Here is a 21,960-nt window from a genome sequence, read left to right as displayed (position 1 = left end):
GTATTTCTCAAGAGTGCGGCTTAAGAATTACACTTTTGTGTATAAAAAGAAAGGATAGATAGCGTTTGGTGATAGGGGATAAATATCGAAGTTGATGCCTACCTTGGTTATTGGCTTGCCGCTTAGCACAAATCAATATGCTCCCAATACTCTCCAGTCGTCTATGAGTTTGAACAGTCGGGGCATGGCTGGCTTGTAGCTGTCGGGATAGGTGAGGGAATAGACGAAGAGTATTCTGCCACTCTTGATGAATTTATCGTAATGACTGTAGCCATCTACTCTTACTCCGTTTTCATAGACAGGACCGGAGAGGATGAATGCTTTATCCGATGCCTGCATCGTCCTTTCCGAATGAAGCTTCTGGGCTAGAGAATCGGCACAAGCCTGGAGGGTGTTGCTATAGTTGGGGGTAACGTAACTCTCCAGGATGATGTTGGCATGGTTGGTGAATGAGAAGCGGGCATAGCCCTGGTATCCCGATACCGAAGTATCCTCCTGCTGGAAGAAGCAAGGATATTTGACAACGTAGCCGAAGTCCGGATCATTGTATTCCTTCATGGGCGCCATCTCTACCTTGGTCTTGAAATCCGCCATCGGTGTATGCTTCTCTTTCGTAACCTCATGGTGGTAGTTGATGATGAAGTTTATCATCATCAGCAAGACAACTGCTATCAAAAAATTCTTCTTCATATCTTTGCTACTTTTATATTTTAGATGCAAAGGTATGAAGAAGATGAGAAACTGCCAAATAATAAGTATGACATTTGGCTGACATTTCTGAACTTATCTGATTATCAGTCGGTAAGACTTGCCTCTTTCCGATTCTATCATGAGGTTGCTATTCAGCTCAATCACCGGTTTGATACGGCGAATCAAGGTATAGAGCGTTTCGCTGGCATCCGGTTTCTTGGGCCAAAGAGCATCACAAATCTCCTGTTTGGAGAGTTGGTGATGCGTATTGTTGAAGAAGAGTTGCATCAGCTGGTGCTGCATCGGAGTAAACTTGATGGCTTGTCCGCTTTCTTGATTGTAGAAGGAATCCTCGTCTTGAGAATAGCACATGGTGCCGAACATATCAGCCTCATGATTCCAGGGTTGTTTTCTGCGATGATAGTATAGCGATGCAATTGCCCAAATCATAGCCATGAGGGTAAGCGTCAAAGATGTCCGCTGGTTGCTCATACTCAAAACATCTGCCATCGAACAGTTAGCATAACTTTGGATAGAATGCTCGTTGAGGAGCATCTGTTTGCTGCTGAGCAGGTTGGCGCTATTTACCAACTGGGAATTGTTCTTCCCTCTTCTTCTGTCTTCCATCACATAGCAGAGATTACTGGTCGATTTCAGTAGGTTGATGCTGAGATGTGAGCGGTAGCTCTGGATGGTATCAGGCGTAATCCATTGATATTTATTTTCCTGAAGAGTCAGAGCCAAAGCTTTGTTCATATCTTGTACAATGGCATACTGTGCCTTGCGGTAGTTGCTTACGCTGGAGAATGCCGCAGACATCACAAGGATGGCGAAGATGAGGATGGAATGATATGCTTTCAGTTTCATATTATCTATTCTGTTTAAATGATATACTGTTTAAAGATTCAAATGCAAAAGTACAGAAATTCTATGAAAGATGGTATAAAACTAGATATAATATTCGTTAATTGATAAATGTCAGACTCATGTCAGTCATATTTTTCGCTTTGGTCTTCTCTTTTTGATACCTTTGCAGCAGAAAACAAGTTTTAGAAAAAGTATATGATGACAATGAAGAAAAGTAAATTGTTAACAGCTATGTTGATGCTGTGGGCATTGATCTCTTGTGCAGAAATAAGTGCCCAGGAGATCCAGAAGGTATCGAATGATTCTATAGCCTTGCAAGAGGTTGTTGTGAAGGCGGCACGAGTAGTCAACAAGGAAGATGGCAAGTTGATATTCCCAAGCGATATTCAGAAGCAGCGTTCTTTTTCTGGTTTTTCGCTTTTAGGAAAGTTGGCTTTGCCTCATATCAGGGTTGATGAGGCTGGCCGTTCCATTTCTGCTACCGATAATAAAGGAGAAGTGCAGATTCGTATCAATGGCATTCTCGCCAATATGCATGACGTGCAGATGCTGGATGTAGCTTCTATTATGAGTGTAGATTATATCGACAGCCCTGGCGTAAGATATGGAAAGAATATTGCATACGTGATAGATATTCATACCCGCAGGGCTTCATCGGGTGGCAGTTTGGGCTTCAACCTGACTAATGCGCTAACTACCAAGCTCGGTTCGAACGATGTCTATGCATCTATCAATAGGGGCAAGAGCCAATTGAATATTTTATATGAGCAGACTTATGTGGATAATAAGGCATCCGAATATAATGAGGATGCTCAGTATCTTCTACATGATGGTTCTGAGTATCAGATATCTCGAAAAATCATGAATGTGGCAACTCGAAATTATGATAATACATTGCAGTTGAAGTATAATCTGGCTGATTCTGCCTTATATGTATTCCAGACAACGCTTACCACGGATTTCAGCAATCAGCCTTATACATCGAATGAGATGTGGTTTTCTGAATCTGGAAAGCCTGCGTATCCTGTTTACAGAACCAGCAAGGGTAGGGATTTTACTCCTGCTCTCGATTTGTATTTCTATCATCAGCTGGGCAAGCATCAGTCTTTGTCGGCAGATGTTTTGGGCACTTATATCCACACCAAAGGAGCCTATTATGAAGGTGAGGGCGAACCCTATCAATATCAGGTAGATGGAAAGACCTATTCGCTCATAGCCGAGGCTATCTATGAAAACCGGTTGAAACCCTTTACTTTTTCTGCAGGAACCAACTTGAACTGGAAATATATGGATAATCAGTATTTGGGTGATGTGGTTAGCGAGAATGGTATCCGTTCATTGGGTATTTATGGTTTTGCACAAATCAAGGGAAGTTTGGAACAATTCAAGGAAGGAACATCCCGTTTAACTTATGTGGCTGGCTTCGGGTTGAGTAATCAGTCTTATCGACAGGGAGATGAGGATTTTAGTTTTTGGCTTTGTCGTCCGAAACTCACATTGGCTTATTCCTTGACATCTTCGTTTCAGATCCGCTTGGGAAGTGAATTATCACAGCATATTTCGCAGATAGCTATGATTTCGGATACCCGTATTCGAAAGAACAGTATGGAATGGACTGTGGGTAATCCTTCGCTTAAGCCTAACAGTAGATATGAGAACTGGGTTGCGTTCTCTTTCAGTAAACCAAGGATAAATACTGATTTTACCTTGAATTATCGCATCAATCGTCATTGCAATTTGGCGAAATACATCCGTACCGAAGATGATCAGTTTCTTTATACCCAGACGAATCAGCCCCATTGTAATATGTTGTATCTTACGAATGATACCCGGTTTGACCTTATTCCCGACCACCTTATATTATCTGTGAATGCAGGTATTTACCGTTTTTTCAATAAGGGCGATGAGTACAGTCATTGTTATACCGCTTATAATTATGGTGGAACATTACAGGGATATTGGGGAAAATGGACTGTGATGCTGTATGCTGATAACGGTTGGAATTTTATGGAGGGAGAGAACATCGGGCATAATCCTCCTTCATTGGCTGCCTCAGCCAGTTATCATATAGGTGATTTCGATTTTACGCTCTATATGCATAATCCGTTTATGGCTCATCCGAAATCCTATTCTGCAGAAATCGTCAACGCATTACTCCGCAAGCAGGTTCGTGGATATGACAATTCGGGAGGTAATTTGTTCCGTATCGGTGTTGCCTGGAATATCAATCGGGGAAAGGAATACCGTAAGATACAGCGGAATATCAACAATGAGGAGCGCGAAACGGGTATCTTGAAATAGGTGGCTTTGCTTTCTATATGGGTTGCATGGGCAACAGCCGGAATTTATTTCTTCCCTTTATTGATGATATAAATTCCGACAGTAGCCAATGCGCCTGCTATCAGATACTTCCAGTAGAAGGTTTCGCCCAGACAGAGACAGGAGGTTATGGCTCCTACTACGGGGATGAGCGAATTGTATATCGCTACTTTTCCTACGGGATTGCAGCTCAATAATTTGTTGTAGAGAGCGAAACTGATGGTTGAGATGGCGATGAGTAGCAGAAGGATAGTGATGCCCCAGAGGCTGATGACTGGCAGATAGCCACCCATTAACAATGCAGGAATCACCAGCAAGGCTCCACCGATGCTCAGCGAATAACCGGTTCCTACGAAAACATCCACTCTTTTGCTCAATCCTCGGGTCAGCAGGGAAGCACTGGCTCCACACAGGGCATTGAGGATAATCATACCATCGCCCAGGAATGTGAAACTTCCGCTTTCCTTTCCGCCAAGGTTCAAGCTAAGATGCCCAGGAATCCGATGATGCAGCCCAATGCCTTTCGCCACGTCATTCTGTCGCTCTTGAAGAAGATGCAGGCAAAGATAACCACCGTGAAGACGCTCATCGAATTGAGTATCGCCGAACGGGCTCCTGCATTATGCGAGAGTCCGAAATAAAAAAAGGCATAATGCAGAGTGGTGTTGAGGAGTGCATAGAGGAGAAGGAACCAGACATTTGAATTTGTCAGGAAACTGAAGCTTCCATTCTTCTGAACATCATGATTCTCCTTCCGGACAGCTTGCTTCTTGAATCCGAATTTTCGATGCGAGCTTCTGGCGATGGCAAGGATGATGATGCCGGAGATGAAGAAGCGGATGCCTGCAAAAAGCATCTTGCTTCCGGTCATGTCTGCTGTAATCTGATATTCTTCCATTCCCATTTTGATCAATGGGTAAGCCCATCCCCACGAGATAGCAGCCGTAAGAGCGAACAGGCTTACCCATATCGGGCGCTGAAATATACTGAGTGTATTTGTTTCTTTCTTTTCCATTATAACTTAATTGGTATTCCCTTGCTTCTGTGTTTGCTAAATGGCAATCTACAAGTCACCCAGATGTCTTTCTATAGGAATACCGCGGTTCTTGTCCTTATCATCCTTGTTGATGTCTATCCAGTTGCGCAGGGTATCCATGGCTATACGGGTGGCATGGCGGAGATGATCGCCATCCTTCAGTCTGCCCACGATGATGCTGGAGAAGATGTCGCCGGTGCCTGGGAACTGAACGGGGATTTCTTCGTAGGGCAGGAGGAAATACTCTTCTGTAAGATGATTGAAACCTACAACGGCATGCTGACCCTCTACGATGCACGAGGTGATGAGCACGGAGTGGGAACCAATGGCTCTCAGTTTATCTATCAGTTCATAGGCTTCCTTCTCCGAGATTCCCTCTTCCTTGTATTCCGAATCCGTCAGCAGGCAAGCCTCGGTATAGTTGGGAAAACAGAGATGCGATACGCTCAGCATCTCCTTCATGCATCTCACGGTACTCTCACTGGCTCCACCATAGAGCTTGCCGTAATCGCCCATCACTGGATCCACATAGATGTCGGTGCCCAGTGCTGCCTGTTCTCTGCAATAGCGTGCCACCAGCTTAGCCTGACGCTCCGAAGCCATGAAACCCGTGGTGATGGCATCGAAGTGAATGCCTAGTTCGTTCCACTTCTGCAAGGCTTCCTCGATATATGAAGTGCATTCTAGAATGGCATACTTGCCGTATGGGAAGGTGTTGCTGATAAGCATGGTGGGCAGATTGAACACGTCGAGTCCCATATAAGAGAGGATTGGCATCTGAACTGCGGCAGATACCTTTCCGTAGCCACACATGTCGCTGATAATAAGGATATTACTTTTCGCTTTCATTCTTTCTTTTTTCTACTTGCTTTTCTTTCTTATCCTGATTATCTCTTAATAGCTGGCTGTACACTTGATGCCCAGTGCCTCTACACGCTCCTTGATGGCATCGAGTACTTCCTTTGGTGCCTTTTCCAGCAACTTGTCTGGTGTTTCGCGGGCGATGGTATAAACCATTACCTGCTGAGGCTGGATGTCTTTCACTGCCTCCAGCCAAGGAGCTACGAAGTGCTCGCTGGTATTGTCCAAACCGTCACCTCTCAGGAACATGGTTTGGATGATGACGTGCCCCTTGAACATCTTCAGATATTTGATCACATCCTTCACGTCGTAGTTAGGCTGCTGAGGGCGGTCCAGCTTCTTGATGTAATCCATATCCACGGTATCCAGTTTCAGGATGTTGTTATCCACGAGCATCAGCGCCTCTCTCACTTCCTCCTTATATATATAGGTGGCGTTGCTGAGTACGGATACTTGTGCTTCAGGGAAATATTTCTTGCAGAGTTCCATCGTATCTTCCACGATTCCCTTGAAGTCTGGGTGTCCCGTAGGTTCACCGTTTCCGGCGAAGGTGATATCGTCCAAAGGCTGGTTGTTGTCGTGGCGCTCTTTCAGAACCTTCTCCAATCCTTCTCTTACCTCCTCGCGGGTAGGGCGCTTCTTCTTAGGACGGAAGTCGGCGTTGAATCCGCATTCGCAATAAACGCAGTCGAATGAGCAGACCTTGCCATCAGATGGCATGAGGTTGATGCCCAGTGAAACTCCCAGACGGCGGGAGTTTACTGGACCGAATATCGGTGATGGATAAATAATCGTTGACATAATCTTATTCTCCTTTATCTAATCTATTCTTTATTTTATCTTGGTAATACCTATTTTATACCAATCTTATTTACTTGTTCGTAATTTGGTGGGCAAAAGTACTAAAAAATGTTGGAATGAACAAATAAATCAACAGAAAATCGATTTATCCTTACCATTTGTCTTCTATCTCCGATAGTTTGTGTACTTTTGCATTCAAATCCGGGGAGATTCTTGGTGATTTCGATTCGGATTTAAAGGAAAAAACAAAAAAGTTGATGTTTTGCTTAGTTTTTCGCTTGGCTCAACTGTATAGATAGTATATGAACAGAAAAAAGGACATAGAACAGTTATTCCGTCAGCATTACGCGAAGATGTACAATCTGGCCAGATGCATTCTTTCGGATGATGACGAGAGCAAGGATGTGGTGAGCGAAGTATTCGCCCAGATTCTTGCCGATGATGTGGTTCTGGTGCCTGGGAGTGAGGATGGTTACTTGATGCGGAGCGTACGCAACCGCTGTCTCAACCTGATAGCTCATAAGAGCGTGAAAGAAAGGGTGGCGAAGCTGCTGCTGGATGATGCCGACGTGATTCTCTCGGAAGAGACCGACGAGCGACTCGACCGGCTGATGCTTCTCATCGAAAACCTGGAACCGCCTATCCGGCAACTCATTTTCCGTCTGCGCTATCTTCAGGAGAAATCTTATCAGGAGGTGGCTGATGAAGTGGGAGTGAGCAAGGTGACGGTATTCAACCATCTCTCGAAGGCGATGGACTGGATTAAGAAACAATTTAAATGAGCAAGACAATGACAAACATGAGTAAAGAAGAAAAGCGGATGATGCTCTTTGACATGCAGGAGCATCCCGAGAAATATACCGACGAGCAGGTGGAGCACCTGCTTGCCGATGAGGAAGTGAAGGAGTTCTTCCATGAACTGGCGATGGCGAGAATGGCTGGCAAGAAAGCCAATCCGAAGGCGGTGGATGTGGATGGGGCTTGGAAGGAGTTTGTTCAGGCACATCACGAGGATAAGTTGGCGATAGATGCCGGCAAATCCAAGGGCGCTTATCGCAACCGGGTGAAGATTGCTGCATCCATCGTCGGCATCATCTTCCTTTCGGGTGTAGCCTTGGCTGCGATTCACAATGGCTGGTTGGGGTTCTCGGCTTCTGATCAGGCAGCGGATAACAAGGCTGCGACAGAACAGCTGGCAACAACCCAGGCGTTGCCGAATGACAGTCTTCGTGCTGCAACAGTAGAGAACAAGGATTCTCTTGATATGAAACCCGAGGTGTTTGATGATGCTGAATTGGGAACCATTCTGGCTCAGTTATCCGGTTTCTATCATGTCAAGGTGGAGTATGTGGATGCCGGTGCCCAGCACATCCGTCTCTTCTTCAACTGGAACAAGACGAAGACTTTGGAGCAGAACCTGGAGATTTTGAATGCTTTCGACCGCATACAGATAGAGTATATTGACGGTATATTGATGGTGAAATAAGATAGGAGGATATGTTTATGAGAGATTTTTGGAAACCAATGCCCGTTAGCGGCAAGCTTATCAGAGAGCTTCTTCTTCTCTTCCTGCTGTTTGGGGTTCAGCAGTCTTATGCCCAGCGCATCACCCGACAATATAATAATGTGTCGTTCTCTGCGGCGTTGAAGGATTTGAATGCCCGCCAGCATAAGTACACCATCAACTTCGTGTATGATGAGCTGGAGGATTTCAGGGTGACCAAGAGCATCAGAAACCAGAGTGTTCCCGATGCCATCATGCAGCTGATAGGATTCTATCCCATCAGAATGACGCAGGTGGAGGATAATATCATGGTGGAGTGTACGCAGAAGACTCCCACCAAGATGATAGGTCGCATCATAGACAATAAGAAACGCCCTGTAGATTTCGCCAATGTTGCCCTACTGAATGTTCGTGACTCTTCATTGATTAATGGCGGCGTGACAAATGAGAACGGCCAGTTCGTGATTCCCTGCGGAGCCAGAAAGGCGATAGTAAGAGTAAGTTGCGTGGGCTATATTACGACAAGCAATACATATAATATAGGTAAGATAGGGACTATCGTGTTGCATGAGAATACGATAAACCTTAAAGGCGTGAAGGTAAAAGCTATGCGCCAGAATATAAAGTTGGGCAAAGAGGGAATGCTTGTGGATATAGAGCACTCAGAGCTAAACAAAATTGGTACTGCAACTGATGTGTTGCGCGAAATGCCTCGCGTTGATGTCAGTTCGGATGGAACGGTGAATGTGTTTGCCAAAGGTTCACCGCTTATTTATATCAACAACCGACAGGTGAACGATCTCAAAGAGCTTCATCAACTGAAGTCGGATAATATTAAGAATGTAGAGATTGTAACCGCTCCTGGTGCCAAATACAATGCAGAGATTAAGTCTGTAATTCGTATCAGAACAATTCGCCGTCAAGGCGAAGGATGGAGTGGCGAGAACTATACTACTACAAAGTTCAACAAGTGGTGGGGTGGTTCGCAATACCTATCGTCAACATATCGCACAGGAAAAGCAGAAGTGTTTGGCGAACTTTGGGGAACAACGACACCAGGCGGTGAGGATAATGTATTGTCTACCGAAATCAATGGCACGAAGAATATATTTATAGAACAGACTTCACCGATTAAGTATCGCTCAAAGGGAACTGGCGCAAAGGTTGCTTTTGCTTATTCTATAGATGATGACAATACATTTGGATTGAGCTATGAGAATCAGTATGGTTCGGGCAAAGGAGGAACGACCGACTCTTATCAGAAGATAATGGAAGACGGGGTGCAAACAGCATTCGTAAACGAAGCGGCCAATATAAGTGATTGCTTTAGTCCGGTGCATAATGCTAACGCCTATTATGTGGGTAAGATTGGTAAATTGGGTGTGGACTTCAACGCCACTTATTTCTGGAAAAAGAAAGGCAGGACTATGTCAATCAAAGAAAGCAGCGCAGATATTGAGAGTCGCGACGTTCATACACGTAACAGACAGCATAGTGACATGGCTGCTGCTAAACTCATTTTGTCTTACCCCGCTTGGAAGGGAGCACTAAGTGTAGGCTCCGAATTTATTTCATCCCGTATTCGTGGCGAATATGCCAATGCCGAGCAATATGTAGATGCATCGAATACAAAGATTAACGAACAGAGCATAGCCGGCTTTGCTGAGTATGGTTTGAAGTTTGGAGCATTCTCTGCAAATGCAGGTGTAAGATACGAGTATGTAAAGTCCGATTATTATTATTTCGGAGGATTGCAGACTGAGCCGAGTCGTAGATATTCCGATTGGTTTCCTTCTGCTTCTATGTCATGGAACAGTGGCAAATGGGTATTGCAACTTGCCTATACCTGCAAGACACGGCGCCCAAGCTATAACAGTCTGCGAGATGAGGTGCAGTATGACAACCGCTATACTTATGAGGGGGGAAATCCTTATCTCCGTCCATGTATAACAAATAATGTTGATTTGAATGTGGCGTACGACTGGTTGTCGTTGAATGCTGGCTACAACTATATAGACAAGCCGATAGTGTGGGTAGCCACACTCTATCAAGGCAAAGACATTGTTTTTCTACGCAATGTCAACTTCAATAATAGTCAGGATGTGTATGTTTCGATAGTGGCTTCGCCCCGTTTTGGTTGGTATAATCCTATGGCAGAGATAGACTACACACAGTCGTTCTTGTGTACTGACGGTTTTGATGTCAACAAACTGTCAAACAGACCATGCTTCAACTTCCGTCTAAACAATCGTTTCAACATAACGTCTACACTAAAGGCTTTTCTCAATATGAGATATAAGACGGGTAGGCTTAATGACCTGCAAAAAACAAAGTCATTTGCTCGTGTGGATATGAAATTCACAAAGTCGTTCCTCAACGACGCTCTTGTAATAGGCGTTTATGCCAACGACTTGTTCAAGACCGACACGGAACAATGGACAATGTATGGCAGCCATACTGTAATGGAAAAAGACTGTTATGGCTATGAGCGTTGTGTAGGTATGAGCTTATCTTATAACTTCAATGCCACCAAGAGCAAGTATAAGGGTACAGGTGCTGGTAATGCAGAAAAGAGCCGCTTGTAGTTTTTGTTAGGAAGAAACTCTCTTAATAAACAATGAATATATGATAATCGGTCAAGCGAAGGCAAAACCATATTGGCTTGCTCTTTGCTTGACCGATTAAAATTTTGTCTTGTGATGGAATCTTTACAGGTGTGGCGTGGGCAAAAAAAGCCTTTAAGGGGATTTGTTCCTTCCCTTAAGGAAAAATATTTTTTCCCTTAAGGATATTTTTATTTTTCCTTAAGGGAAAATTCTAAATCTCTTTATGCCCTGTTTTTCTAGCATTTCAGGCGAATATGTATTTCTTGGAATATTGTTTACATAGATATGTCTTTTATCTCTGTTACTTCCTCTTTTTGGAGGTTGAAATAAGGATATTAACGAAATAAAAAGGCAGACGTTTAGCATATCTCTATTTGTTTTTGTACCTTTGCATAGGTTTTTCGAAAATAATCTATGTTTTGCTTAGTTTTTCGCTTGGCTCAACTGTATAGATAATAAGTAACAGAAAAAAGAGAGACTGATATTTGCGCCCACAAATGTTAAATCTCAGTTAACGTAACAAAATAGTTACCGAAATGTTTGGCGGTAAATAACTTTATTGTTACCTTTGCATCGTCCAATGAGGACAAAGTGTTCTTTAAACGTACTAAGATTATGAAATACAGCGAGCTGTATCGGAAGTTAAAGAAAGCGGGGTGCTTTCTACTTCGTCATGGAGGCCGACACGACATCTGGTCCAACCCTGCCAATGGGAAGAGCGCAGTCGTTCCTCGGCATGGAACTGGAGAGGTGCCGCAAGGCACTCTCAAATCTATCTATCAAGAACTTGGGCTTTAGCCCAGGTTCTTCTTCCATGAGAATCTTGGTATGCGAGAAGAACACTTTTGATTATGAACTTATAACAATATAGAAGATATGGCAAGGAAAGTTACCGTTGTTGTGGAGTCTGGCAAGGATTTATATTCTTGCTTTATGACTGGGACCGATGACCTGACGTTTGGTCTCATCGGTGATGGCAAGACCGCAAAGGCTGCCATGGAGGATTTTCTTATAGCAGATAAGGAGATGAGGGAGTTCTACGAGGAGGAGGGCAAGGAATATCCAGACTTGGAGTTTCACTTCGTCTTCGATGTAGGGGCATTCTTCAACTACTATCCGCTCAGCATCTCGGCGTTTGCCAAATATATCGGCATGAACGCTTCTCTTTTGCGACAGTATGCGGCTGGCATCAAGTCGCCGCAAGGCAAGAGTCTGGAGAAAATTCGCCAAGGCATTGCAAAGATCAAGGAAGATATAGACACTGGACTCTTGATAGATAAGCCAGTTCTACAGTACGTTTAAAGAGCAGTCTCTTTCTAGCAAAGATGATTGTTTCATTTTTATTGTAAAAAGAGCTCGAAGCCCTGGTGCGTGACGCATCGGGGCTTTTATGCTTTGCTTTCAGCCTTCTTTGCCGCATTAACGGCAATCGTTTCTCGTGTGGCTCCTATCGATAAGTTGAGTGTGGTCAATACTCTTACCAGTTGCATAGTTATTGCAAATAGAGGGGTAATATATGACAATCGGTCAAGCGAAGGCAAAACCATATTGGCTTGCTCTTTGCTTGACCGATTAAAAAATCACACACATATTTCTAAATCCTGATGAACTACATTTAATATCGGAGCTTGGAGAGCATCCTCAATAGATACAAGAGTGTCTATTGTAAAATTATGTGTTCCCCGCATCCATTTGCTTATTTCCGCTTCCCGTTTTCCGAGTAGAAGGGCTAGGTCTTTCTGCTTCATCCCTTTAGAAACCAGAATGTCATGTATCTTATCTACGATTTGGAAAGACAAATCTACAGACCTGCGAATCTCAGGATCAACATGTTTGCGGCGTTCTTCTAAAATCTTACTTCTTCTGAGCATGTGCTCTAGGCGGTTTTTATCTCTACTTCGTTCTCTCATATACTAAGATTTTATCACGTTCTACTGATTCCTGTGCAAAAGGGAGTAAGGTTCCTTCTGATACCAAATCAACTTTTCTACCTAAGAGTTCTTCCAAATCGTTCCACATGCCGAAGAATTTTAAACCTATAGGTTTGCTCTTGTCCAAAGAAACCATAATATCGACATCGCTATCCTTCGTTTCTTCCCCTCTGGAGAAAGAACCGAACAGCCAGGCTTTCAGTACGGGTTGGGTGCTGAAATAATGGCGTAAAGCTTCTATGATGGCTCGTTTACCCATAATATAATGATGTTGTTTCTTAGCTGCAAAGATACACTTTTTATTCGAAAGAGCAAGCTTTTTTCTAGTTTTTTATTACCTTTGCATTGCTTTTCCAAAAAAAAGTAGAAGATTTCTTCATTTTAGGGGTAATTGATTTCAGGAAAGCTTGTATATAAGAGTAGAAACAAGAAGAAAATGACGTGATGACAGAAGAAAATGAACAGCGGATGGAACGGCTGTTCCACGACCATTACGAGCAGATGTATCGCTTCGCCTTTGCCTTGCTCCATGATAATGAGGAGGCGAGGGATGTGGTGAGTGATGTGTTCTCCAGATTGTGGGATAAACAGCTGGTTCCAGACCGGGCTTACCTGATGCGGAGCGTGAAGAATGCCTGCATCAATCTTATAGCCAGAAAGAAGAGAGATGAACGACTGAAACGGCTTCTTCCTCTCTCGGAAGAGAAATTGACGGAGGAAGAACCTTCTCGCCTGGAAGAGCGATGGCAGGCTGCCGTGGATTGCATCGACCACGAACTGACCGACCAGACTGCTTCCGTCATCCGATTGTGCTATCGGGAAGGAATGTCGTATAAGGATACGGCGGAGGAGCTGGGCATCAGCGTCTCGGCAGTGAACAAGCATATCGTAAAAGGTTTGCGAACGCTCAGAGAAAAGTTGAAAGGAAAATAGCATAACCATGATTCTATTGTCTGAAGACGTCCTTACAATGGAACCCTAAAATGAAGAAAGGAAAAGAAAATGAAACATGAATTATCTGACATAAATCCTCAGAAGATGGATTCTCAGAAATGGGATATGCTCCTCGATCTCCTGGAGCATCCCGAAAAGTATTCCGAAACCCAGAAGGATGAACTTTTGGGCGATGAGGAAGTGAACGACCTCTATCAGCAGTTGGTAGAGACCCGACAGTCTCTGGATTTCGGCAAGTCGAAGGAAGAGATGAAGATGCCTTCGATTGATGCAGAATGGGAGAAGCTGAAAGACGAGATGAAGCTGAAAGAAAAGCAGCAGAAAGAAGAAAAGCAGCAGAAAGAAGAGATGAGTCAGAATGCAGAAACCCAGCAAACTGCCAAGCTGTTTCCTCTCTGTAGTCCGATGAGAAAGGTGGCTGCCGTTGCTGCCGTCCTTGTCGTCTCCGGCATCACCTTTGCTGCTATTCATCTGGTAACCCGTTCCCATCAGCCATCTGATAAGAACAATACCGAACTCGTGGCATCCCGAAAGGATTCTATCCAGCAGGTTTCTGCTCCTCAGAAATCCAACATAGAAGAAAAGGCAGATTCTGCAAGTCTTGCCCAGCTCCCATTGGTTTACGAAAACGCTGAGCTTCAGAATATCCTGACTCCTATCGCCGGGCATTTCCATCTCCAGGTAACTTATCAGAACGAGTCGGCTCGCCACATTCGTCTTTTCCTGCAACTGGAGAAGAACATGAGTCTGGATGATATCATCGAACTGTTGAATCATTTCGAGAAAGTGAATATTCGTCAAGAAGGTCAAACTTTAATCGTGGAATAAGATGAAAAGATTAAGATATATCATGCTGCTGGCAGGTCTGATGAGCCTTTCTCTTCAGACCATCTATGCCCAACGCATCACCCGCAGCTTCCGCAACACTTCTATGTCAGAAGCGCTCACCATCCTTGCCAAGAGCACCAAGGATTATCGTATCAACTTTATGTATGATGAACTGGAGGATTTCACGGTTACAACAAGTATCGTGAAGCGAACAGCTCCGGATGCCATCCGCCAGATCATGGGTTTCTATCCGATGAAGATGACGATAGATGGCGAAAACATCTTTGTGGAGTGTACGCAGAAGACTCCCACCAAGATGATAGGCCGCATCATCGACAATAAGAAACGCCCAGTAGATTTCGCCAATGTAGCCCTGCTGAATGTTCGTGATTCTTCATTGATAAATGGCGGCGTGACGAATGAGAACGGCCAGTTCGTGATTCCCTGCGAGGCGAGAAAGGCGATAGTAAGAGTAAGTTGCGTGGGCTATATTACGGCAAGCAATACATATAATACAGGCAAGATAGGAACAATAACTCTGAAGGAGGCAACAATGAACCTGCAGAAGGTGATAGTGAAGGCGGTTCGCCCTCGTACCAAGTTAACCCATGGTGGATTCCAGACCCAGGTTCAGGGTACATTGTTGAGCGATGTAGGTATGGTTTCCGACTTATTGAAACAGATTCCTCGTGTAAGAGTGAACGCCGATGGAGGTTGTAGCGTATTCGGAAAAGGTACTCCTGAAATTTATATCAATGGCAGAAAAGTTAACGATACCAAGGAATTACAGCATCTCTCTTCTAAGGAGGTGAAAAGTGTGGATGTCATTACCAATCCTGGTGCACAATATAGTGCCGAGGTGGGGTCTGTTATTCGCATACATACCATCAAAAAACAGGGAATGGGTTTGAGTGGCAGTCTCTATTCCAAGTATTCCTTTGCCGAAAAGAATAATTGGATAGAGAATTTAAATCTCAATTATCGTATGGGTGGCTTAGATATCTTCTCGCTCTTGGCGTGGAATGATACCTATCGTCATCTTTCTCAAACTACGGAGACCACTATTATGGGTAATCAGCATCAGGTAAACTTGGCGATGCCCTATTCAGGAACGTTGCGTTCCCATAATCCATACGGAAAATGGGGAATGAACTATCAGATAGATGATAACAATTCATTGGGTATCTTCTATAGTGTCTATAATAATACCTATGAATATTTCAATCTGCAGTCAGACTATGAGGTGAAGAAAGATGGGAAGCATGTAGGCAAAGTGAAGTATGATGACGATGAAAGTAGTACGATTCAAGGTCCTGTTCATGAGGCGGATGCCTACTATGAGGGAAAACTGGGCAAGATGAGTGTGAATCTGAACGCTACCGCTCTTTGGTCTTCTGATAAGACTTATCAAGATGCCGTAGAAATGAGTGAGGAACTTGGCTCACGTGATGTGAACAGTATAACAAGAAACAAACGCCGCATGTTGGCTGGTAAGTTGGAATTGGGTTATCCTCTTTCTGAAAAAGTAAATCTCAATGTTGGAACAGAATATACCAATAGTCATGTTCATAATTTCTATCAGAACGAACAGGAGTATATCGCCACTTCTGACAGTAGGATAGAAGAGCAAAACTTTGCTGCATTTGCCAATATCGATCTTGCTATAGGCAATCATATTGGCTTACAGGCTGGAGCTAGATATGAGCATGTAAGTCATGACTGCTCTGAACGGGAGATGAGTAGGACATACGATAATGTGTTCCCTACATTCTCTCTTGGTTATCAGAAGGGGAAACTTCAGATGGAGTGGAGTGCATCGATGAAAACTCAGCGTCCTTCTTATGATGTCCTTTCCGGTTTTACCAGATATGACAACCGTTATATTTACGAGGGTGGTAATCCTTCTTTGCTTCCTACCAATATATATAATTTAGGATGGGATGTTCAGTATGGTTGGTTAGGATTTTCTGCCAATTATGGTTATAACAAACATGCCATCACCACTCTTGAAATGCTATATGATACAACCTCAGATATTCTGCTTAGTAAGCCCTATAATATAGATTATTTACAGGTAATGGACTTATCTTTAGTGGCAACTCCTGTGGTTGGTTTCTGGCATCCGATGTGGGAGTTGGATTTTGAACAACAGTTTGTGAATGGTGAGAAGTATGGTTATCATGGTAATCTCCGCAAGCCTCAATTCTCTGTTCGGTTGAACAACTGGTTTTCCTTGAGTCACGATTGGTCGGCTAATGTAGATTATTTCATATCTTCATCTCATAGTTCTGGCTTCTCAGAAGTGGGTAGTGTCAGTGCTTTGAATCTTTCTGTCAAGAAGATGTTCCTAAAGAAAAGTCTTAGCATTCAATTGGAGGCAAACGATCTCTTCCATGGTCTGAACGATAATCAGAAGTCGTTTGCTACATGTATGTCTATGTTCAAGAAGTGCAAGATGAATTCTCGTTCTTTTGTTCTGACGGTAACTTATAACTTCAATGCCACCAAGAGCAAGTATAAGGGTACGGGTGCTGGTAATGCAGAAAAGAGCAGATTATAGCTCATTTTAAAAACACGGACAGATTGAATTTGTCCGGACAAATTGTCCGGTTGGTTCTAAGTATCTGATATTTAGGATATTATAAGCCGACGGACAAAGGGTTCGGACAAATTCAATTTGTCCGTGTTATTTTTTTCTGTGGTTTTGGAGTCAAAATCAGGCTTTTTTAGCTTTTCTCCCTATAGTTTTCTTCTCGTAACCCTATGCTTTTCTCCCCGTAACTCTATGACTTTTGGATGCTATCTCTATGAGTTAGTTTTTTTAAGAGATGATGTATAACAAAACATGGGAATGCATTCCGGGTAGGAGGGATGAAGAACTGGATGGAATTGGTAATTTGATGCAGTTATACAAATTTAACGGAAGAGATGTAATGGCTTTGGATAATAATGTGTACTTTTGTACTAGATAATGATGAAATAAAAACATATTGTAAGAATGAAGACGGTTTTTTGCTCTTTTGGACTGCTGATGGCTGCTGTGCCCGTGTTCGCTCAGAACACTGGGAAGGACTCTATTGTCTCTACTAAAGCTTTGGATGATGTGGTGGTATCAGCCTCCAATATCAGTCGTGTGGGTGATCATCTCGTCATCTATCCCAACAGCCAGCAACGAAAACATGCGGTCAATGGATTCGGGGTGTTGGAAAACCTGAATATCCCAGGACTCATCATCGATGCAAAGTCGAATCAGGTGGATGTGATGGGACTGCAAGCCACCTTGTATCTGAATGGGCAGGAATGCGACATCCGGGAAATACAGATGCTCCGTCCTCGTGACATCGAGAAGATAGAATATCATGATGCTCCATCGGGAAAATACGCCAAGGATAAGCTTGTCGTCAACTTCATCACCAAACAATACCGATATGGAGGATATGTGCAGGCTGACGGACTGCAGATGATAGGATATGACCATGGCGACTATAACGTTGCCACCAATTATGTAAAAGGTAACAATTCCTATACTGTGTTTGTTGGTGCAAACTATAGTCATGTGGATGGTACTGAGACCTGGAACAAAGAGAACTATCAGTTTCCACAATCCCTATTTGATAGGGAGAGCTATAGTAAGAATTCTTACCAGAATCATCAGGAATATATGCAGTTCCGCTATCAGAACCAGAAGGGAAAGAGATATTGGGTGGGCAAGTTTACGCTCGTCAACCTCTCTACTCCAAGAAATGCATCTTCTGGTTTTGCGAAGGAAAGCACAGAGACGGACATCTTCTCAAATATCCGGAAGAAGAGTCTGTCTCCTAAGATTGACCTGAACGCCAACTTGCCATTAAGCAAGAATCAGACGCTTACCTTGGGAGTACATGGCAAGTATTCTGCCAACTCCTATCATCGTCTTTACCAGGAACAGCCTTTCGAGGCAATGACCGATGAAGACGAGAATGCGCTGTCGTTCCAGCTGTCTGCCATCTATAATTATTTCTCTCAAAAGCATTCCTTATCCGTGGAATTGTTTCATTATCACGATGTCTGGAATGCCGATTATTCCGGCAATTGCGAACTTTGGCAGCATCTGTGGAAAGGGGAGTCGTTGGCTTTCTTCTCCTATAATTTCCAGGCTAGCAGGCGCTTGAGCCTGAAAACCCGCATCGGATTGGATTGGCTTCAATATCATCTGCATGGAGACAACAGTTTTAGCCAACTGTCTCCTCGCATCAATACGAATGTGCAATACCAGCTGAATAAGGGAATGCTCTTGTGGTCATTCAACTTTGTGAACTCCAATCATGGTATGGATGTCATCAATCGGGCTATGATTCAGGTCAATTCCCACATGATGGAAAAGGGAATGCCCGAACTGAAGAAATCGCATGACATCAACACCTATTTGTATTATATGGGGCGTTTCAACAGGTTGAGTGTTTCTGCCATCGGACAATTCCGTTACAATCATCATCCTGTAACTGATGATTATTACCTGGATGAAGCAAACGGGAAAATAGTGAAGACTTACTCGAACGGTGGAAATGCTCAATATTATTCTGCTATCCTCGCTTTGCAGTACAAACTGTGTAAGTTTGCCAATCTGTCGGGAGATATCAGATATAACCATGCGGAGGTGAAGACTACCTGGTCGAAGCATAACAACAATTTGACGGGTAATCTTGGGTTGAATATGTTCATGGGTGATTTTGCCTTGAAGCCTTACCTTCATTTTGGCAAGAAGTCTTTGGATGAAGCAGCTTTGGTGATAAGCAAGACTCCTATCGACTATGGAATGTCGTGTTCTTACAGCAGGGGCAACCTCTATGTAGAACTTCAGGTAGTATCGCCTTTCAAAAAGCAGGAGAAGCAATATTGGTTGGATTTGCCTATCTGCAGTTACAGTAAGAGCATCAAAGACCAGACGGCTTCGCAATATGCCAGCATCAAGGTTGCTTACTCCTTAGACTTTGGCAGGAAGACCCAAAAAGTAGAGAAGGATGTTAATAAGAATATAAACAGCTCTTTGTTAAGAGTGGAGTAGAGTTGAATGAATCTGTCGTTGGCTGTGGAATTTACAGGATTTTTCCCTCTGTTTCTTTGCCATTTCCATCTTTTTCCTTAATTTTGCAGCGGAAAGTCTATAATAGATATATGTAATAGCAATAAGAATGAAGAAGATGAAACAGAAGAAGATGAAACAGAAAAGGATGAGAAAGATAGGCATCGCTTCGGCTTTGGGCTTGGTGGTGCTTGTGGTGCTGGGACTGTATGGCGCCAGCAACTATATGCTCAATTATTCGCTCAACTATCCGAAGGAGGAGAGAATGACGGCTGAGCATTGGAAGAACAGAATGAAGAACGAGTGCCCCTGGATGGTTGGCTGGATGGATTCCGTGTATCAGCACCATTGCGTGAAGGATACCTTTGTCACGATGCCATCGGGCTACAAGGCCCATGCCATCTATCTCTATGCACCGAAGACTACGGAAAAGACTGCCGTGGTGGTACATGGCTATCAGGTGCGCTCCGAGGGAATGCTGCACATCGCCTATCTCTATAATCACGATATGGGGTATAATGTACTCTTGCCAGATCTGTATGGACATGGAGAGAGTGAGGGCGACCATATCCAGATGGGATGGAAGGATAGATGGGATGTGATCAGGTGGTCGGAAATCGCCAATGAGATTTTTAAAGTGAAAAGTGAAGAACGAAGAGTGAAGAATACTCAGCAGGTGATTCATGGTATTTCGATGGGTGCGGCAACCACGATGGCAGTATCGGGAGAGAAGACTCCCGATTACGTGAAGTGCTTTGTGGAGGACTGCGGCTATACCAGCGTGTGGGATGAGTTTTCCGCTCAGCTCAAAGACCAGTTTGGCTTGCCTGCCTTCCCGCTGATGAATACCACTTCCGCCCTTTGCCAGCATCGCTACGGCTGGTCGTTTGCCGAGGCTCAGCAGATAGAGCAGGTTCGCAAGAGTACCAAACCGATGCTCTTTATCCATGGCGACAAGGATGCCTTCGTGCCCTACGCCATGCTTCATCCGCTTTATGAGACAAAGACGAAAGGCAGAAAAGCCATCTTCATCGCTAAAGGCTCCGTTCATGCCATGGCATATCGCGACCATCACGAGGAATACACCCGCATCGTGAAAGACTTTGTTTCGAAAGAGGAATAGGCTATTCTCCGATATGTTGTCCCACCACATACCCCGTGGTCCAGGCGGCCTGCAGATTGAAGCCGCCGGTGATGGCATCGATGTCGAGTACTTCTCCGGCAAAGAAAAGGTGAGGGCACACCTTGCTCTCCAGAGTGTGCAGGTCGATGTTGCTGAGGCTGATGCCGCCGCAGGTAACAAACTCCTCCTTGAAGGCTCCCTTGCCATTCACCTGATAGAGGTCGTTGGTGAGGGTTTCTATCAGCAGGTTGCAACCCTTCTTTCCCATTTCGCTCCATTTCTTTTCGGGTGCATATCCCATCTTCTGAATCAGGAAGAGCCAGAGGCGGGATGGCAGATTATAGGGGCGGATGCTTGCCAGCTGCTTCTGTGGGTTGGCGATGATGATGCCCTGGATGTTCTCTTCCACCAGCGAGCGATTGCTTTCGTGTACCCAGTTTACGGAAATCCTGATCTGATAATTGTTCTCGTGTAGATAGCGGGCTGCATGGGATGAGAGCTTTAGCACGGCAGGACCGCTCATGCCCCAATGGGTGATGAGGAGCGGACCCTCTGCCTTCAGTTTGGTGCCCGGAATGCTGGTATATACAGGTTCTACCACCGTGCCCATCAGATTCTTGAAAGCCTTGTCGGCAATGTTGAAGGTGAAGAGCGATGGGATAGGCTGCTCTATTGCATGTCCCAAGTCTGAGAGATGCTTGAAGCTTTCCAGCTTCGGATGACCGCCCGTGGTGATGGCTACCCGGTGGAAGGCAATCTGCCTGATTTCGGAAACGGGATGAGAGGCAGAAGATGCACCCGATAGATTTCCCTTTCCTTTTGAAATCTTGAAATCTAGGAGCAGGCGCTCATCCTCAAGTTCGGTGATGGCGGTGAGCTGGTGGTTGCATTGTATCTTCACCCCCAGTCGCTTGGCGGTATTCACCAGACAGTCGATGATGCTGTGAGAATCCTGCGATTGTGGAAACACGCACTGGTCTTCCTGCGTAACCAGTGGCACGCCGTTCTCCTCAAACCAGTCGAAGGCATGCTGGTAGTCGAATCTCTTGAAGAGTCGCTTCATCAGTTTATGTCCTCGGGGGTACGCCTGTTTCAGGTCGGAAATCTCCTCAAAGGAATTGGTAAGATTGCATCTTCCTCCTCCCGTGATTTCCACCTTGGCGAGAACCTTCGAATTCTTCTCGAATATAGTGATGTCGGCGTGAGGGAAGTTGCGCTTGGCCTCTATCGCCGCAAAGAATCCTGCGGCACCCCCACCAATAATTGCAATATGTAGTGATTGTGGCATATCGTATTTTTTGATGATTAGGGTGCAAAGGTACTGCTTTTCTTTGATAAAAGACGAAAAGTTCCCCTTTTTCTTTTGCAGATACGATAG

Annotated in this window: 18 protein-coding genes and 1 pseudogene; 11 read left to right on the top strand and 8 right to left on the bottom strand. The window is 44.3% G+C overall.

Going from position 1 to position 21,960, the window contains the following annotated elements:
• Nucleotides 1-132: 132 nt before the first annotated feature.
• Together DW830_RS03875 and DW830_RS03870 are read right to left on the bottom strand one after the other, a co-directional pair.
• Entirely contained in the window at nucleotides 133-690 is a 558-nt protein-coding gene (locus DW830_RS03875) for a hypothetical protein (protein WP_119248931.1), read from the bottom strand.
• 93 nt (nucleotides 691-783) lie between these two features.
• Entirely contained in the window at nucleotides 784-1,557 is a 774-nt protein-coding gene (locus DW830_RS03870) for a helix-turn-helix domain-containing protein (protein WP_233544371.1), read from the bottom strand.
• Nucleotides 1,558-1,761: 204 nt separating this feature from the next.
• Between DW830_RS03870 and DW830_RS03865 the strand changes: the two genes are divergently transcribed.
• Entirely contained in the window at nucleotides 1,762-3,858 is a 2,097-nt protein-coding gene (locus DW830_RS03865; RefSeq protein ID WP_158573431.1) for a hypothetical protein, read from the top strand.
• A 44-nt stretch (nucleotides 3,859-3,902) separates the two neighbouring features.
• On the opposite strand, the pseudogene DW830_RS03860 reads toward DW830_RS03865, so the two are convergent.
• The 3 genes and pseudogenes from DW830_RS03860 to DW830_RS03850 form a co-directional block, all read right to left on the bottom strand.
• A pseudogene (locus DW830_RS03860) lies at nucleotides 3,903-4,891 on the bottom strand (DMT family transporter).
• Nucleotides 4,892-4,939: 48 nt separating this feature from the next.
• The gene (locus DW830_RS03855; RefSeq protein ID WP_117663641.1) at nucleotides 4,940-5,761 is read right to left on the bottom strand and encodes a bifunctional hydroxymethylpyrimidine kinase/phosphomethylpyrimidine kinase; all 822 of its coding nucleotides are present in this window, start codon (nucleotides 5,759-5,761) and stop codon (nucleotides 4,940-4,942) included.
• 45 nt (nucleotides 5,762-5,806) lie between these two features.
• Nucleotides 5,807-6,574: a radical SAM protein gene (locus DW830_RS03850; RefSeq protein WP_022120410.1), complete on the bottom strand. Its 768-nt coding sequence runs from the start codon at nucleotides 6,572-6,574 to the stop codon at nucleotides 5,807-5,809.
• Nucleotides 6,575-6,876: 302 nt separating this feature from the next.
• Between DW830_RS03850 and DW830_RS03845 the strand changes: the two genes are divergently transcribed.
• The 5 genes from DW830_RS03845 (at nucleotide 6,877) to DW830_RS03825 (ending at nucleotide 11,986) form a co-directional block, all read left to right on the top strand.
• Nucleotides 6,877-7,356, top strand: coding sequence for a sigma-70 family RNA polymerase sigma factor (locus DW830_RS03845; protein WP_119248929.1), 480 nt, complete (start codon nucleotides 6,877-6,879; stop codon nucleotides 7,354-7,356).
• A gap of 17 nt (nucleotides 7,357-7,373) precedes the next feature.
• Nucleotides 7,374-8,060 (top strand): DUF4974 domain-containing protein, encoded by a 687-nt coding sequence (locus DW830_RS03840; RefSeq protein WP_233544370.1) that lies wholly within the window; start codon nucleotides 7,374-7,376, stop codon nucleotides 8,058-8,060.
• 17 nt (nucleotides 8,061-8,077) lie between these two features.
• Nucleotides 8,078-10,663, top strand: coding sequence for a TonB-dependent receptor domain-containing protein (locus DW830_RS03835; RefSeq protein WP_158573430.1), 2,586 nt, complete (start codon nucleotides 8,078-8,080; stop codon nucleotides 10,661-10,663).
• Between the two features lie 636 nt (nucleotides 10,664-11,299).
• Entirely contained in the window at nucleotides 11,300-11,482 is a 183-nt protein-coding gene (locus DW830_RS03830) for a type II toxin-antitoxin system HicA family toxin (protein WP_040553868.1), read from the top strand.
• Between the two features lie 78 nt (nucleotides 11,483-11,560).
• On the top strand, nucleotides 11,561-11,986 hold the full coding sequence (locus tag DW830_RS03825; protein ID WP_006849315.1) for a hypothetical protein: 426 nt from the start codon (nucleotides 11,561-11,563) through the stop codon (nucleotides 11,984-11,986).
• A 278-nt stretch (nucleotides 11,987-12,264) separates the two neighbouring features.
• Here the strand turns inward: DW830_RS03825 and DW830_RS03820 are convergent, their stop codons facing one another.
• Both DW830_RS03820 and DW830_RS03815 read right to left on the bottom strand, forming a co-directional pair.
• Nucleotides 12,265-12,594 (bottom strand): helix-turn-helix domain-containing protein, encoded by a 330-nt coding sequence (locus DW830_RS03820; RefSeq protein ID WP_233544369.1) that lies wholly within the window; start codon nucleotides 12,592-12,594, stop codon nucleotides 12,265-12,267.
• Nucleotides 12,578-12,874 (bottom strand): nucleotidyltransferase family protein, encoded by a 297-nt coding sequence (locus tag DW830_RS03815; protein WP_117664352.1) that lies wholly within the window; start codon nucleotides 12,872-12,874, stop codon nucleotides 12,578-12,580. Before DW830_RS03815 ends, DW830_RS03820 begins: the two co-directional genes overlap by 17 nt.
• 185 nt (nucleotides 12,875-13,059) lie before the next feature.
• Here DW830_RS03815 and DW830_RS03810 point away from each other — a divergent pair, with 185 nt between their 5' ends.
• The 5 genes from DW830_RS03810 (at nucleotide 13,060) to DW830_RS03790 (ending at nucleotide 20,582) form a co-directional block, all read left to right on the top strand.
• On the top strand, nucleotides 13,060-13,548 hold the full coding sequence (locus DW830_RS03810) for an RNA polymerase sigma factor (RefSeq protein WP_233544368.1): 489 nt from the start codon (nucleotides 13,060-13,062) through the stop codon (nucleotides 13,546-13,548).
• A 69-nt stretch (nucleotides 13,549-13,617) separates the two neighbouring features.
• Nucleotides 13,618-14,397, top strand: coding sequence for a DUF4974 domain-containing protein (locus DW830_RS03805; protein ID WP_119248926.1), 780 nt, complete (start codon nucleotides 13,618-13,620; stop codon nucleotides 14,395-14,397).
• A gap of 1 nt (nucleotide 14,398) precedes the next feature.
• Nucleotides 14,399-16,957 (top strand): outer membrane beta-barrel family protein, encoded by a 2,559-nt coding sequence (locus tag DW830_RS03800; protein ID WP_119248925.1) that lies wholly within the window; start codon nucleotides 14,399-14,401, stop codon nucleotides 16,955-16,957.
• A 438-nt stretch (nucleotides 16,958-17,395) separates the two neighbouring features.
• Nucleotides 17,396-19,441, top strand: coding sequence for a hypothetical protein (locus DW830_RS03795; protein WP_119248924.1), 2,046 nt, complete (start codon nucleotides 17,396-17,398; stop codon nucleotides 19,439-19,441).
• Between the two features lie 136 nt (nucleotides 19,442-19,577).
• Complete coding sequence (locus tag DW830_RS03790) at nucleotides 19,578-20,582, top strand: alpha/beta hydrolase (RefSeq protein WP_119248941.1); 1,005 nt, start codon at nucleotides 19,578-19,580, stop codon at nucleotides 20,580-20,582.
• A 1-nt stretch (nucleotide 20,583) separates the two neighbouring features.
• Here DW830_RS03790 and DW830_RS03785 read toward each other — a convergent pair whose 3' ends face one another.
• The gene (locus tag DW830_RS03785; protein WP_119248923.1) at nucleotides 20,584-21,870 is read right to left on the bottom strand and encodes an NAD(P)/FAD-dependent oxidoreductase; all 1,287 of its coding nucleotides are present in this window, start codon (nucleotides 21,868-21,870) and stop codon (nucleotides 20,584-20,586) included.
• Nucleotides 21,871-21,960: the final 90 nt, after the last annotated feature.

The organism is Prevotella sp. AM34-19LB (assembly GCF_003468525.1).
GTDB lineage: Bacteria > Bacteroidota > Bacteroidia > Bacteroidales > Bacteroidaceae > Prevotella.
Note: the sequence above shows the minus strand (reverse complement) of the source record. Positions and strands in the feature narration are given on the sequence as shown.